Source organism: Sphingobacterium sp. PCS056, assembly GCF_023273895.1.
Lineage (GTDB): Bacteria > Bacteroidota > Bacteroidia > Sphingobacteriales > Sphingobacteriaceae > Sphingobacterium.
In genome coordinates, this window is record NZ_CP096883.1 from 4,515,056 (window position 1) to 4,530,461 (window position 15,406).

Here is a 15,406-nt window from a genome sequence, read left to right on the forward strand (position 1 = left end):
AACACTGTTTCAATATCAAAAAGAGACCAAATTAAATAATAATTTAGGCTTACTTTAGATATAGCTTAGGGTTAGTAGGGGGTTAATAGGGGTATACCCCTATTAACCCCCTACTAACCCTCTATAACCCCCCTATTATATCCCCATTATTATAAAACTTGTTATTAATCAAATCCGAAGTTGAAGCAGAAACTATGGCCGCAAAATCGACAGTTATTTAAAAGCCACAAAAGAGGCGAAATTTAATTTTTTGTGAAGCACGTCTACGAAATTAAACCCCACTGTTTTCAATAAATTTAGCTGATAGGTCAGACTACGTGGTGTGTCTTCGTATTCAATATAATTGAACACATGATCGCGGTAGGATGCGTCTTTCAAACTCGTCAGATAGGCTCCGTAATGCTGATGATAGATTAAATGCTGAATAGCTTCATGATCCTGTATCACTAAATCAAAAATCCACAGACTCCCGCCCTTTTTTAACAACCTATATAATTTTTCAAACGCTTGTTCCCAATCTTGATCATCACGCAGATGATGCAATACTGCCGTAGCTATAATCACGTCATAACTATTTTCTTTTAGCGCCGCTGTTCTAAAATCACCTTTAATTATTTCAACTTTTCCTGATGTCAATCCTTGTAGGCGTTCATAGGCCTTATCGAGCATCGGTTGACTTAAATCAACCAACGTACAATCAAAATTTGAAAGTTGATGTGCTAATTTGACCGGATAATTTCCGGCACCACAACCAATATCCAGCACCTGCTTTAAATCGGGATATACAGTAGCGATACCATCCGTGATCAGCTCCATATTAAAAAGCGCATCTAAAGTCGTCTGCTGACCGGTGTCAAGATTTGAAAAACGACTTACATCCTGATCAAAACGCTCTTCAATGTCCTTTAATGTTGATTTTTTTGTCATTTCATAGTTTTTTAACTTTTTCAAATCTAAAGCATTGATTAATACTTTAAAAATACTATTTTAGGCAATTATTAATACCTTTCAAGTATCGATGGAATTAAGACATTTACATTATTTTAAAGCAGTAGCGACCACGTTACATTTTGGACGAGCAGCAGAACAATTGCACATCTCTCAACCTCCGCTTACCCGCCAAATTAAAGATTTGGAGAAAGAGTTGGGCGTGATTTTATTTTATCGAAATAACAAGCGTGTAGAGCTGACTAATGCTGGTCGCTATTTTTTAAAGGAATGTGATCAATTGATGCAGCAGCTGGAGAAAGCTAAATTGATGGCCAAGCAGCTACATCAAGCAATATCGGGCGATTTTAGATTGGGATACATCAGCTCTACCCCGAAAAAGATGTTGGCACACATCCTCAAACAGATAAAAGCAGAGTTTCCATATTTGCATGTATATCTTTATGAGATTTCTTCTCAAAAGCAAAAAATAGCATTAGAAAACGGCAAGTTGGACTTAGGGATCTTACGTGCGCCAATATTCACGACCGATCTTCAGGTTCATTCTTTATTCAAAGATTCGTTCTGTCTAGCAACTCCAAAAGATTGGACAAAAGAAATCAGTGCGATTACATTGATGCAAGAAGACTTTATCTCCTATAATGCCAGCTATGCGGATGACTATCACAATCAAATTATAGCTTGTGCCAATAGAATTGGTTTTCACCCACAGATTGTCCACGAATGTAATACCATGCATTCCATATTGGAATTAGTAGCAAATGGCTTGGGCATCGCATTTGTTCCAACATCGGTATCTAAACAGGACACCGAGCTGACCTTAAACTTCCATAGTCTAAAGGAGCAGGAGATTCAAACGGAAGTCATACTAGCCTATGATCACAAAAGCCAGCATCCCGTTTTACAACAATTTATAACCTTGATTAAAGACTACTATACCACATAAGTAGTTTATCATATAGCTATAAAATAAAGGTCAGATCTCCATTCGTGTGCTGATCTTTATTTTATAATTCTCGCTCTACCCCTAAACCAAACAAAGCAAAATCATATTTAACAGGATCAAGGGGATCCAATTTTCTTAAATTGGCAGTCAACTCCAATGCTGTTTTCCAATTTACTTTATCTAAGGTAATCAATCCGAATTTTCGGGCTACGCGTTCTACATGAAGATCACAGGGACAAATGAGATCTTTTTGATTCAGTCGCTTCCAAATTCCAAAATCTACACCTTTATCATCGTCACGTACCATCCAACGCAGAAACATATTGATCCTTTTTACAGTTGATTTTTGAATGGGCGAACTGATATGCTTTCTTGTTCTTAATGGATAATCGGGAAGCGAGAAAAAATAATTTTTAAACTCATCTAATGACTTCTCCAGAATAATCTCATCGGCATGTTCCTGACCAACTAAAAATGCATCTTCTAAAGATGGAAAATGGTTATAATGATAGCGAAAAAACTGAATAAAATACAAAAGATCGGTATCATTAAAGGTGCGATGCTTAAATCCGAGCACTTGCTTAAGATCGATTTCTTGATGATTCATGATAAAATCATGTGGACTTCCATCCATGCGCTCAATCAGCTCTGTGCATTTATTAATAATCGTTTTACGCTGCCCCCATGCTAATACAGCTGCTATAAATCCCATAATTTCAATATCTTCTTGCTTTTGAAAACGATGGGGAATAGAGATGGGATCATGAGTTATAAAATGGGGTTGATTATATTCTTCAACTTTTTTATCTAGAAAATCCTTAATATTAAAATCTGCCATTACACTAAAATAAAAACCATCAGTTTCCTCTAATAAAGAATATCAGAAGAAACTGATGGTCATAACCTTTTTAATCTATAATTATACTAGAGCTTGCTCAAGATCTGCGATCAAGTCATCAGCATCTTCTATTCCTACAGAGATACGGATCAGATTGTCCACGACACCAACTTTTTCTCGTGTTTCTTTTGGAATTGATCCATGTGTCATCGTTGCTGGATGATTGATCAAAGACTCTACGCCTCCTAAAGATTCAGCGAGGGTAAATACTTTAAATTGTGAAGCGATACGGAAAGTTTCTTTTAGATCGGCACCTTTTAACACAATAGATATCATACCACCAAAATCACGCATTTGTTTTTTAGCAATATCATGTCCAGGATGATCTTCGAAACCTGGCCAGTAAATTTTCTCAATTTTAGGATGGCTTTTTAAGTACTCCGCAACTTGACGTCCATTGGCACAATGTGCTTCCATACGCAGATGTAAAGTCTTGATACCACGAAGTGCTAAAAAAGAATCCTGAGGACCAGGAGTTCCACCTACAGCGTTATAATAAAAGAACAATTGTTTATATAGCTCTTCATCATTCATGACTAATGCTCCCATAACCACATCTGAGTGACCATTGATATACTTTGTTGCCGAATGCATAACGATATCAGCCCCCATATCCAAAGGATTTTGTAAATATGGAGAGGCAAAGGTATTATCGACAACATAAAGCACCTTCTTCTCTTTAGCAACTTGACCTATTGCTTCGACATCTGCAATCTTCAATGTTGGATTGGTTGGTGTTTCTACCCAGATTAATTTAGTCTTATCCGAGATTGCTGATCGTACTGCATCGACGTCTGAGGTATTGACAAATTTGAAAGTTATACCATAAGCTTCGTATACTTTGGTAAAGATTCGGTAAGAACCGCCATATAAATCGTCACCTGTCACGACTTCGTCTCCCGGTTTCAATAAACGCAACACGCAATCTGTTGCTGCCATACCGCTTGAAAAAGCTAAGCCATACTGACCATTTTCTAAAGCAGCTAAACAATCTTCCAATGCTTTACGTGTTGGGTTTGTTCCTCTCGAATATTCATATCCCTTGTGTTCGCCAGGAGATGCTTGTTGATAGGTAGAGGTTTGATATATTGGAGTCATCACCGCACCCGTTGTTGGATCCGATTGTTGACCAGCATGAATTGCTTTCGTTGCAAATTTATATGCCATATTTTTTACTATTTATGTTAATTCTGAAAAGTAAATTTATTAAAAATCTAACGGAGATTTGTATTTAAAAGTATAATTCAAGTCATTTTGCAAACGCGCTGATCGTACAATTTTTTGAAATGATGCGCTATCATGGAAAGCACTGGGCAAATCAAAGCCATATTTTTTTGCCGATGCTTCAATGACATCTTTTTTTGAGGGATGAAGCGGGCATACCACATTATATATCGCATAGGTTAAGGGGGTCACAAACCCCAAACTGATAATCCTAGCAACATCTTCTAAATGGATAAAGTTAGCGAGTTGCCCTCCTGTTGTACAGATCTTATTTGCAAAATACTTAGCAAATATGCGATTTAGACCAAACAAGCCTCCTAAACGGAAAACATGTGTTCTTGGAAATTGACCAATGGCTTTTTCTGCTAGCAATAATTTTTCCTGCAGCTCATTTTCTGCAAAAGTATCTTCCATAATTTCTTTGGACACATCGGGATATATTCCGGTAGAACTTAAGAATATAATTTTTTTATACGTTAGCGTCGATAACGATTGAGCTACATGGAAAAACCGATGAGTTAATTGTTCGATTGTTGATTTACTTGATGCCGGAATACTCACTAAAATATAATCAAAGTCAATTGGCAGATCATCTGGAAGTGTAGCAGATTTGTCAAAATTGTGTGTAAATACAAAAATACCATCGGAGCGTAACCGATGGTATTTTTCATCTGTAGTCGTTGATGCCCAGACCTCATGTCCTTCGTTCAACCACAACTTAGCAACAAACTCCCCTACCCATCCACATCCTAATATAAGATAACGCATGAGAAAGTGATTTATAGATTAATATGCTTTCGCAAATAAAACTCTTTTTGTTGATGGCTTACCTGTGAAAATACAGATACCAGCTTCTTCTTTGGCATCCAAAGGAATACAGCGGATGGTAGCTTTCGTTTCTTCTTTAACAAGTTTCTCCGTTTCTACTGTTCCGTCCCAATGACAGGAAATAAAACCAGCTTTGGTTTCTAATACTTCTTTAAATTCATCATACGAATTTACTTCTGTAATATGAGAATCTCTATAATCTAGTGCTTTCTTAAAAATGTTTTCTTGAATTTCATTCAATAAGCGCTCAATTCTGTCACCTAAACCATCTTGTTCAACAGTTTCTTTTGTTTGTGTATCACGTCTTGCTAATTCAACAGTTCCATTTTGCATATCACGGGCTCCGATCGCCACACGCAGTGGCACACCTTTCAGCTCCCACTCTGCAAATTTGAATCCTGGTCTTTGCGTATCGCGGTCATCATATTTCACAGAAATATTTTTACTTTTTAATTCTGTAGACAGGGCATCGATAAACGTATCGATGGCTTGTTTTTCTTCTGCAGTTTTAAAAATTGGAACGACTACGACTTGAATCGGTGCTAACATGGGTGGTAATACCAAACCTTGATCATCCGAGTGCGCCATAACCAAAGCTCCCATTAGACGGGTAGAAACACCCCAAGATGTTGCCCACACATGCTCTAGTTTACCTTCTCTAGAAGTAAATTTAACATCAAAGGCTTTTGCAAAGTTTTGACCAAGAAAATGTGAAGTACCAGCTTGCAAAGCTTTACCATCTTGCATCAATGATTCGATACAGTACGTATCAATTGCTCCTGCAAAACGTTCATTTTCTGTTTTACGGCCGCGAATAACAGGTACACCTAAATAGTTCTCAACGAAGTCACCATATACGTGAAGCATTTTTTCTGTTTCTTCAATTGCTTCTTCTTGTGTAGCATGGGCTGTATGACCTTCTTGCCATAGAAATTCTGTCGTCCGTAAGAATAGTCTTGTACGCATTTCCCAACGTACCACATTGGCCCATTGGTTGACTAAGATCGGAAGATCACGATAAGATTCGATCCAACCGCGGTAAGTGTTCCAAATAATCGTTTCTGAAGTTGGTCTAACAATTAGTTCTTCTTCTAATTTAGCATCTTCATCTACAATAATATTTCCATGACCATCATTTTTTAAACGGTAATGTGTTACGACAGCGCATTCAGTTGCAAAACCTTCAACGTGTGAAGCCTCTTTCGAAAAAAATGACTTAGGGATGAACAAAGGAAAATAAGCATTACTGTGTCCAGTATCTTTAAATTTTTTATCCAAAACGGCTTGCATACGCTCCCAAATAGCGTATCCATATGGCTTAATTACCATACAACCTCTTACTGCAGCGTATTCTGCCAAGTCAGCCTTGATCACAAGGTCATTATACCATTGTGAATAGTCTTCTTCACGACTTGTTATACCTTTACCCATATTATTTATTTCAAAAATTATTGTAACATTGTGATTAAGAATTCCGTCTAATAAGCGAATGTCAGTTTTAAAAAGAAATATTTATTTATTTTTGAAAAACGATTAAACCCTTATCAGAAATCTGGGTCTAAGATAGTAAATTAGACTGTATTGTCGAACATAACGACTTAGTATATTATGAAAAAAAATAGTTTTTTACTCGGCGCTATTGTGATTTCAGGAGCCCTAACATTAGGTTCTTGTACTACTAGCAGACAAATCACCCATAGTGATGATGTCTATAATAATAATGCCCAGGCAAGACAAGCTTACCAAAGTCCTGACTATTACTACACGGATGAAAGCGAAGTGAATCAAGGCCAAGATAATGGATATTATAGTGATGATTATTCTGATCAGGAATATGAGGAAGGAAGATATGAAGATTTGGAATATGCAAATCGAATCAATCGCTTCTATTATTCTTCTCCAGGAATGACGTACTTTGACCCTTTCTTTGATCCATGGTATGGTATGGGTATGGGTTACGGAGGTTGGTATGGTCCATCTTTTGGATTTGGTTACGGTGGCGGAGGTTGGTCATTGGGACTAGGTTTTGGCTTCGGTCATGGATGGGGGTATAATCCTTGGTATCCAGGATGGGGATACGGCGGCTATTGGGGCGGCGGATACGGCAATTATTGGGGTGGTGGATATGGTAATTATTGGGGTGGTGGATATGGTGCTCCTTATTGGGGGAACCACAGATCTCGTCAGTTAGCGTCTCGTAGCGTTTATCGCGACAACTATAATACACGTTCTGGATCTAACGGACGGTATAGTGATGCCGGCAGAACATCAGGACGTACACGCTCAAATACTGTTGTATCGAGAGATGCAAATGGTAGAATCAGTACGGTAGGTAGAACGCGTTCATCTGCTTCAAGCAATAATCCAAACGACACAAGAACAGGTAGAACACGTATCGGATCAAGCAACACTAACCGTGGTGACTACAATAGTAACGGTGTGGGCAGAACAAGATCAACTCGCTCAGATAATTATGATAACAATACAAATGGCGGTGTAAGCAGAACGCGCTCAACAAGTACAAATAGAGCACAATATAACACACCGACAAGAAGTACAAGCAGAGATAACTACCAAGAATCAAGAACACGTAGTAGCGAACCTGTACGTTCATCACAACCAACCATGAGAACGCAATCTAGTGGTGGTTTTAATAGCGGAGGTGGTGCAACACGTTCATCTGGAGGAGGCGGCGGTGGCGGCGCAACACGTAGCAGTGGCGGAGGACGTACAAGATAAATAAGATCAATAAAAAGAGTGATTGAGCCCAATTCAATCACTCTTTCATTACTACTATAACAATTAAACTATATGACTATTAAAAAAATACTTTTTGGAAGTGTACTAGCTATAGGTATGGTTGGCACTGCAAAAGCCCAGTATACGGAAGACGCTCTTTTATTTTCTCAAGGAGATAATGGAGGAACAGCTCGTTTCAAGGCTATGGGTGGTGCATCAACAGCATTAGGTGGTGATATCAGTTCAATTACCGGCAACCCCGCTGGATTGGGTTTCTATAATCAATCTGATGCTTCGGCAACACTACGTTACCAATATAATAAAAACAAGGTAAACTACTTTGGTCGTAAAAGTGATAGTAAAACAGATAACTTCAATATAGATAATGGTGGTGTTGTATTTCACCTACCGACTGTCCGTTATGGTGGAGATCTAACAAAGGGTTGGTTAAACTTTAATGTTGGTATCGCCTACAACCGTACGAATCTTTTTGACAACAAATTAGATTACAGTGGAATAAACACCGATAATTCTATCACGCACGCCTATGCTGATCGAATGATCGATACCGATGGTTCTGCTTGGTCAAATGACTTTTATCGTTCATTTATGTTTGAAGAAGCATATGACAAACAAGGAAAATTTTATTTTCCATTGGCAGAAGATAAAAATAGTGAACAACTTAATTCCGTATGGAGTAAAGGAGGAAAATCAGAAACAGCTTTATCTTTTGGTTCAAACTACAGTAATAAATTTTACATCGGTGCTACATTCAGTTTAACTGATTTTCGTTACGAAAAATCTGCTGTATTTACAGAATACGGTATGACAAAAACAGCAGCAGGTATCTCAGCTTTAAATCCAAATTCTGACTATCTAAAACCAGATAAGGAAGAATCTAAATTTGTAGATGTAGATTATGAATTGTTTGATCATTATGGTCAAGTAACACAAGGATCTGGTTTTGATTTCAAACTAGGAATGATCTATAAGCCCACGCCTTCACTTAGTTTAGGATTTACGGCTAAGACACCTACGTTCTTATCGATCACTGACGAATCTACAGCGTACACTGACATCAACTATTTTAGACCTAATGAAGAAACTTCATTTTCGACTTTTAAATCTGACTATTACGACAGTTCTTACGACTACAATTTACAAACTCCATACAAATTATCCGCAGGTGTAACTCAATATTTAGGAGCAGGTCTACTAACTGCTGAGGTAGAATTTGTGGATTATGCAAGTATGCGTTGGAGAGATGTCAATAGCAATAGAATAACAGAAAAACGTATGAATGATAATATCAAAGAAACTTATCAAGCAGCATTCAATGTACGCTTAGGTGGTGAGGTATTATTTGATCAAACATTCAGCGGTAGAGCGGGTTTCAACTTTAATGGTAATCCTTATAAAAATGCGGACTATAAGACTTATGGTATCTCAGCAGGTGTAGGAGCCAAATTAGGCGGAGGTGTTTATCTTGACTTAACAGGCGTTTATAATGCCAATAATTATAAAGAGAGTCCTTATAAAATTACTTATGAAGGTGACTGGAATACTGTCAGCCCACGTGCTGATATTAAAAACAGTAGAACGAACGTCATGTTAACAATAGGATCAAAGTTCTAAGGAGTTACTTTTATACAAAAAAAGCTTCTATTTTTAATGGAATAGAAATGCCCCAAAAAGCTAGACACTTTTTGGGGCATTTTTTATTATAATGGAAAGACTTAAACTTGCTCTACTTTTCTTCTTACGAATAAGTTATAGTTTTCATGTTTATCCACATAGATTTCTTCTCCTTCTTCAATAAAACCATCTAATGCGACAGCATCATACCACACCCCCTCAATCTCGATCTTACCTGAAGGACGTAATACTGTTTTTGCTATCCCCACCTTATTTAAGAGGTTGGATTTTAATATGGAAGAAGTGTACCCTTCTTCTGATTTTTGTTCTTCTTTCAGCACAAGACGTCTAAAAATAGGAGCTTTTAACAAACTCTTTCCAAATATAACCATCAATACGACAGATAGTATCATGGCTCCTATAACTAATAAAAATGAATTGAATAACATACCTGGATAAGCGAGTTTAAAATCTAAAAAATCATTGGCAACGAGACTAAACGTCAGACCGCAAATAACGAAAATTATTCCTAAAATCCCGGCAATTCCAAAACCAGGTATTATAAAAACTTCTAAAAAGAGAAGCACAAGACCAACGACAAAAATTGCTATTTCCCAATTGGCGGCTAAACCTTGTATGTAAAGCGGAGCAAAAAACAACAGCGCGGCTACAATGGCGACTGCAATGGCAAATCCTAATCCTGGCGCCTGCATTTCAGCATAGATACCCCCTATGATCAACAAAATCAAAACTCCACTCACAGCTGGATTAATTAAAAAACTGATGATATGGTCGATTGTTCCTTTGCGATATACGGTCTCTTGCACTTGATTTAAATTCAGATCCTTATAGATCATCTCCCGGTTGGCAACTTCTGCTTTTGCTAATCCAAATTTCACAGCTTCACTACTGGTCAATGTAAGTAACTGACCATCTTTTTTGATATGAGGTAAAGAGACATTGGGATCAACAAATGATTCAGCTAATTGTGGATCACGCTTTTTAACTTCAGCAGTTGCGCGCATCAAACCCCGCATATAGGATTGGTATTTCTCAGGAAGCACCTCCCCTTTGGCATTCACCACGCTTGCTGCTCCAATACTGCCGCCCGGATGAATATAAATATAATCACTGGCTAGGGAAATCAAAGCTCCCGCGGATGCCGCATTATTATTAATATAAACAATCGTTTTGATTTTAGAATCGAGTAATTTACTCCTTATCGAATCTGCAAAATTTAAGGCACCACCATAGGTATTCAATTCCATTAATACATAATCTACCTTTTTACTCTGTGCACTGTCATAAACTTGCTTAACAGTACGCCAAGAACTTGGCCCTATATCATCCTTTAATTCAAATACATATACCTTTTGAGCAAAACTTGAGGAGAATAATACCAAGCTTAAAAAGACTGTTATTAAAAATGATTTACTAATTTTGCTTTCCATAAATAAGATTATTAAAAAAATAAACGAGCGATTAATACATTTGCTATGTCTAAATATACTATTTCTAACGCATTTTCTCAAACATTCAGATTTCCGATCTGGAAAATAGAAATAGATGAAAAGAGTAAATTAATCGCAATAGAGTGCCGTGATCCCCAAAATACCTTACCATATATTAGTGTTATGGATTTTGATGGACTGGTGCATTTGGATCATTATATCTTGCCTGAAAAGGAATGGACATTGACCGCTATACAAGGTAAAAAAGTCATTTTGAAAAAAGTATCGGAAAATAGCCCGGTATCGCCAGGACTATGGATGATCGATTATACCAATCCTACTACGACCTCTTTGTTTCATCAGTATCAATATTTAGGTATACTGAATGGCTATATCCAAATGAGGCCCCAGCATATCACGTCTGGGTTTGAGCTCTACTTTTCACTTAAAGATCAGGAAGTGTTGACCAGCATACCAACAGAAATTAAACCTTTTGAAAATGATGTAGTCTTTCCACTGGAATTTAATGCTGAAAAACCTGGATTTTTGCAGCATTATCATAATGAAGATCTTTGGATCAGTAAATGCCATGATCATTTTTTATGGTGTTTTCATGAAAAGCAGCAGGATAAATATATAGTCAGATTACTGATCTCCGATCAAAAACAGATTCTAGATGAAGCAGTAATTATTCGGGATCTAGATTTAAAATTGGTGCAAATTTATTTTCAGATTGGGTGTCAGATTTTTCTTTTAACACACAATAAACAGGAATTTGTATCGTATTTAGTATAATTGTAAAACATGATGAATATTCTATCAAAATCTACCACATATAAAACACTAGCATTCTTATCATTAACAATGTTAGCTATGAATCATAACAAAGTGACAGCGGGCACATTTTCTACAACTGCTGTACCTGATTCAGTAGGAGTCGAAAAAATTGATGGTCAGGAATATGTTCTTTTCAAAATTGAAAAGGGCGACAACTATTATCAATTGAGTAAGCGGTATAAAACAAGTGTTGGCAAATTAACAGAGTTAAATGGAAATAAAACATTGGCTGTCGGACAGATTGTTAAAATCCCTACCGGAAGAATGTTTTATGTAACACCAAGTAATCCGAAGAATAACAATAAAGGAACTCAAAAAGAACTCATCGATTATAAAGTCGGTGACCAAGAAACACTTTATGCGATCTCCCGTAAATTTGATGTAACAGTTGAAGAAATCAAAAGAGCGAATAATTTGCGTTCTAATAATATCAGTGGCGGCCAGATTTTAAAAATCCCAAGTAATGGTACTTTTATTATTCCACAAAAACCAGATACCATTTTAATTACTCCAGATACCACCAATGTAGAAGAACCGACCATTACAGCCAATAAATATGGTATTCGTGAAAAAACAGAACGTGGGATCGGTGTTTGGATTGATGGACTGAACGAAAGCGGCACCAGCAATTTGGCTCTTCATAAAACAGCGGCTATCGGTACCGTCTTAAAAATCACGAACCCCATGACCAGAAGTGTCACTTATGCTAAAGTCGTTGGGAAATTTAATGAAAATGCAGATACGCACAATGCAATAGTTGTTTTATCAAAATCTGCAGCAGCCTATATTGGCGCATTAGATAAACGCTTTCAAGTCGAAATTACTTACGGAGTTCCCTTAGAGGACTAGTATGCATCGATTCTTTTCGAATATTATATATTAAATGAATAAAAAACCATATGTCATAGGAATCGCAGGTAGCAGCGGTTCTGGTAAAACATTTTTTCTAAACTGTTTTTTAAAACACTTTAGTCCTGAAGAAGTAACGCTCATCTCACAAGATGACTATTACATTCCTGCTAATACAAAAACTCAGGAGGAAAATAAATTGTACAATTTTGATCTTCCAACTTCGATCGATCGCGATGCTTTTTACAAAGATATTAGTGATCTTTTTGAAGGCAAAACAATTTATAAAGAAGAATATACGTTCAACAATCCGGCAATAAAGCCTAAGATGTTGGAAATAAAACCAGCACCGATTCTAATCATTGAAGGTCTGTTTATCTATCACTATACAGAGGTAAATCAGTTAATCGATCATCGTATATTTTTGGATGCAAATCAAGAAATCGCTTTGGAACGCAGGTTGCGTCGTGATCTGATCGAACGCGGCTATTTTGAAGATGATGTGCTATATAAGTGGGTCAATCACGTGTTACCATCTTATAATGAATATTTATTGCCTTACAAAAATACCTGTGATCAGGTCATTATCAATAATACGGATGATCCAGCACCAATTTGGAAGATCACGGATGATATCTGTCAGGAACTTAAAGATAAAATATATAAATAACGATTAAAAGACTGCACGATGCAGTCTTTTTTGTTTTCAATCTGTGCTAAAGGGTTTGTGTATACTTATTATTTAGCTATCTTTGCGCCAGCAAACAAATTATACTAATGAGCCATTCTGTAAAGATTAAAAATGCTTTAGTGTCTGTATATTATAAAGACAACTTAGCACCATTAATTCAATTATTAAACAAATACGGTGTTACCTTCTATTCTACAGGTGGCACAGAAGCTTTCATCAAAGATCTAGGTATTGATGTAGTTCCTGTAGAAGACTTAACGAGCTATCCTTCTATTTTAGGAGGTCGTGTTAAAACATTACACCCAAAAGTATTTGGTGGTATATTAGCAAGAAGACCTTTGGAAAGTGATCAACAGCAATTAGCACAATACGAAATTCCAGAAATTGATTTAGTCATTGTTGATTTATATCCATTTGAAGAAACAGTCGCTTCTGGAGCTTCAGAGGAAGATATCATCGAAAAAATTGATATCGGAGGTATTTCATTGATCCGTGCTGCAGCCAAAAACTTTAATGATGTCGTTATTTTATCCTCAAAAAATGACTATACGGCATTAGAAGAAATGCTAGCCAATCAAGAAGGAACAACAACTTTGGAACAACGTAAAGAATTTGCTAAGCTGGCTTTCAATACTTCTTCTCACTACGACACTGCTATTTTCAATTACTTCAATAAAGAAAATACACTTGATGTCTTCAAACAATCTGAACAAAAAGCTCAAGTATTGCGTTACGGCGAAAACCCTCATCAAAAAGGTGTTTTCTATGGTGATTTAGAGGCTATGTTCACCAAATTGAACGGGAAAGAATTATCGTATAACAATTTAGTAGATGTTGATGCAGCAGTAGCAATTATTGATGAATTTACAGAACCAACATTTGCAATTTTAAAACATACAAATGCATGTGGAGTAGCTTCACGTCCAACAATCAAACAAGCATGGGTTGATGCTTTAGCGTGTGATCCAGTTTCTGCATTTGGTGGTGTACTGATTACAAATGGTGAGGTCGATGCTGAAACTGCTACTGAAATCAATAATTTGTTTTTTGAAGTGCTCATCGCTCCTGCTTACTCTGAAGAAGCAATTGCAATTCTTACAGCAAAGAAAAACCGCATTATTTTAGTACGCAAAGAAGTGAAATTACCTACACAACAATTCAAAACATTGTTGAACGGGGTTATCCAACAGGATAAGGACAATACGGTTGAAGGACCTGAGGAGATGACTGCAGTTACTCGCGTAGTACCAACAGCAGCTCAATTAGAAGACTTATTTTTCGCAAACAAAATTGTAAAACATACGAAATCAAATACAATTGTATTTGCTAAAAATGGCACATTAATTACTTCTGGTGTAGGCCAGACATCAAGAGTAGACTCTTTGAAACAAGCTATTGAAAAAGCAAATGCTTTTGGGTTTGACTTGAAAGGTTGTTCAATGGCTTCTGATGCTTTCTTCCCTTTCCCTGACTGTGTTGAAATTGCAGCTGAGGCGGGTATCGCAGCAGTGCTTCAACCAGGAGGATCGATCAAAGATCAGTTATCTATTGATATGTGCAATGAAAAAGGGTTAGCGATGGTCACCACAGGTGTGCGCCATTTCAAACACTAATCATCCATAATAAACAATATTTAAAAAAAGGCTCATAAATTTTTATTATGAGCCTTTTTTGATAGATCAATTCACATCACTGCAATTTCCAATAATTAGAAAGAGGTTAATGCTTATCTTTGATATCATTATAATTTCAGGTTGTTCATTTTCATAAAAATAGTTTAAACATCTAGCGTATGTACATTGCAATTTTAAGAGGGATCAATGTAAGTGGCCGAAATCTCATCAAAATGGAGGCTTTGCGACATGCTTTTGAATCATTAGGTTTTAAACAAATCTCTACCTATATCCAAAGTGGAAATGTGATATTTCACTCTGATATCACAGATGAAACTACTTTGGAAAATATAATCAGAAATATGATCTTACAGGATTTCGGTTATGATATTCCGTGTATAGTTGTTCACGCAGATCAATTAGAACAGATTATCGACCAAAATCCGCTCACTGCCCAGATCGATAAAGATGTGGCTTTTTTTCATGTAACCTTACTAGCTGAAAAACCAAAATCAAATGATATGACTAGTCTAAGGGAAAAGAAACAACTTGATGAAGAAATCTTTTTGGTTGATAGAGCGGTTTATCTATACTGCCCATATGGGTACGGGAAGACCAAATTAACGAACAACCTAATCGAATCAAAACTAAAAGTATCTGCTACGACAAGAAATTGGAGAACACTCCATGAACTACTTAAAATGGCATCACAAACAGTTCTTTAATAATAAAGGCGACCGATGGTCG

The 15,406-nt window shown here is 36.7% G+C and carries 14 protein-coding genes; 8 read left to right on the forward strand and 6 right to left on the reverse strand.

Translation table 11 applies throughout. The features are described from left to right. Positions 1-213: 213 nt before the first annotated feature. The gene (locus tag MUB18_RS18940) at positions 214-927 is read right to left on the reverse strand and encodes a class I SAM-dependent methyltransferase (protein WP_248754236.1); all 714 of its coding nucleotides are present in this window, start codon (positions 925-927) and stop codon (positions 214-216) included. A gap of 91 nt (positions 928-1,018) precedes the next feature. Here MUB18_RS18940 and MUB18_RS18945 point away from each other — a divergent pair, with 91 nt between their 5' ends. Next, positions 1,019-1,894 (forward strand): LysR family transcriptional regulator, encoded by an 876-nt coding sequence (locus tag MUB18_RS18945; RefSeq protein ID WP_045753110.1) that lies wholly within the window; start codon positions 1,019-1,021, stop codon positions 1,892-1,894. 61 nt (positions 1,895-1,955) lie between these two features. On the opposite strand, the gene MUB18_RS18950 is transcribed toward MUB18_RS18945, so the two are convergent. The 4 genes from MUB18_RS18950 to proS all read right to left on the reverse strand — a co-directional run bounded on the left by MUB18_RS18950 (position 1,956) and on the right by proS (position 6,275). Further along, positions 1,956-2,732: a TIGR02757 family protein gene (locus MUB18_RS18950; protein WP_248754237.1), complete on the reverse strand. Its 777-nt coding sequence runs from the start codon at positions 2,730-2,732 to the stop codon at positions 1,956-1,958. 81 nt (positions 2,733-2,813) lie between these two features. Further along, the gene (locus MUB18_RS18955) at positions 2,814-3,959 is read right to left on the reverse strand and encodes a cystathionine gamma-synthase (RefSeq protein WP_248754238.1); all 1,146 of its coding nucleotides are present in this window, start codon (positions 3,957-3,959) and stop codon (positions 2,814-2,816) included. A 39-nt stretch (positions 3,960-3,998) separates the two neighbouring features. Continuing rightward, positions 3,999-4,784, reverse strand: a complete 786-nt coding sequence (locus MUB18_RS18960; RefSeq protein WP_045753113.1) for an NAD-dependent epimerase/dehydratase family protein — start codon at positions 4,782-4,784, stop codon at positions 3,999-4,001. Between the two features lie 18 nt (positions 4,785-4,802). Continuing rightward, a complete protein-coding gene (proS, locus tag MUB18_RS18965; protein WP_248754239.1) occupies positions 4,803-6,275 on the reverse strand; it encodes a proline--tRNA ligase in 1,473 nt (490 codons plus the stop codon). Positions 6,276-6,452: 177 nt separating this feature from the next. On the opposite strand from proS, the gene MUB18_RS18970 reads away from it, so the two are divergent. Further along, positions 6,453-7,583, forward strand: coding sequence for a hypothetical protein (locus MUB18_RS18970; protein WP_248754240.1), 1,131 nt, complete (start codon positions 6,453-6,455; stop codon positions 7,581-7,583). 72 nt (positions 7,584-7,655) lie between these two features. Continuing rightward, a complete protein-coding gene (locus MUB18_RS18975) occupies positions 7,656-9,218 on the forward strand; it encodes an OmpP1/FadL family transporter (protein ID WP_248754241.1) in 1,563 nt (520 codons plus the stop codon). 101 nt (positions 9,219-9,319) lie between these two features. Here the strand turns inward: MUB18_RS18975 and MUB18_RS18980 are convergent, their stop codons facing one another. After that, the gene (locus MUB18_RS18980) at positions 9,320-10,669 is read right to left on the reverse strand and encodes an NfeD family protein (protein WP_248754242.1); all 1,350 of its coding nucleotides are present in this window, start codon (positions 10,667-10,669) and stop codon (positions 9,320-9,322) included. A 45-nt stretch (positions 10,670-10,714) separates the two neighbouring features. Here MUB18_RS18980 and MUB18_RS18985 point away from each other — a divergent pair, with 45 nt between their 5' ends. The 5 genes from MUB18_RS18985 to MUB18_RS19005 all read left to right on the forward strand — a co-directional run bounded on the left by MUB18_RS18985 (position 10,715) and on the right by MUB18_RS19005 (position 15,384). Beyond that, positions 10,715-11,464, forward strand: a complete 750-nt coding sequence (locus MUB18_RS18985) for a hypothetical protein (protein ID WP_248754243.1) — start codon at positions 10,715-10,717, stop codon at positions 11,462-11,464. Between the two features lie 78 nt (positions 11,465-11,542). Then, positions 11,543-12,355, forward strand: coding sequence for a LysM peptidoglycan-binding domain-containing protein (locus tag MUB18_RS18990; RefSeq protein ID WP_248754244.1), 813 nt, complete (start codon positions 11,543-11,545; stop codon positions 12,353-12,355). A 34-nt stretch (positions 12,356-12,389) separates the two neighbouring features. Next, a complete protein-coding gene (locus MUB18_RS18995) occupies positions 12,390-13,025 on the forward strand; it encodes a uridine kinase (protein ID WP_248754245.1) in 636 nt (211 codons plus the stop codon). 107 nt (positions 13,026-13,132) lie between these two features. Further along, positions 13,133-14,659 carry a bifunctional phosphoribosylaminoimidazolecarboxamide formyltransferase/IMP cyclohydrolase gene (gene purH, locus MUB18_RS19000; RefSeq protein ID WP_248754246.1) on the forward strand — a complete coding sequence of 509 codons (1,527 nt, stop codon included), beginning with the start codon at positions 13,133-13,135 and terminating at the stop codon, positions 14,657-14,659. Between the two features lie 179 nt (positions 14,660-14,838). Then, positions 14,839-15,384: a DUF1697 domain-containing protein gene (locus tag MUB18_RS19005; RefSeq protein WP_248754247.1), complete on the forward strand. Its 546-nt coding sequence runs from the start codon at positions 14,839-14,841 to the stop codon at positions 15,382-15,384. The last annotated feature ends 22 nt before the right edge of the window (positions 15,385-15,406 follow it).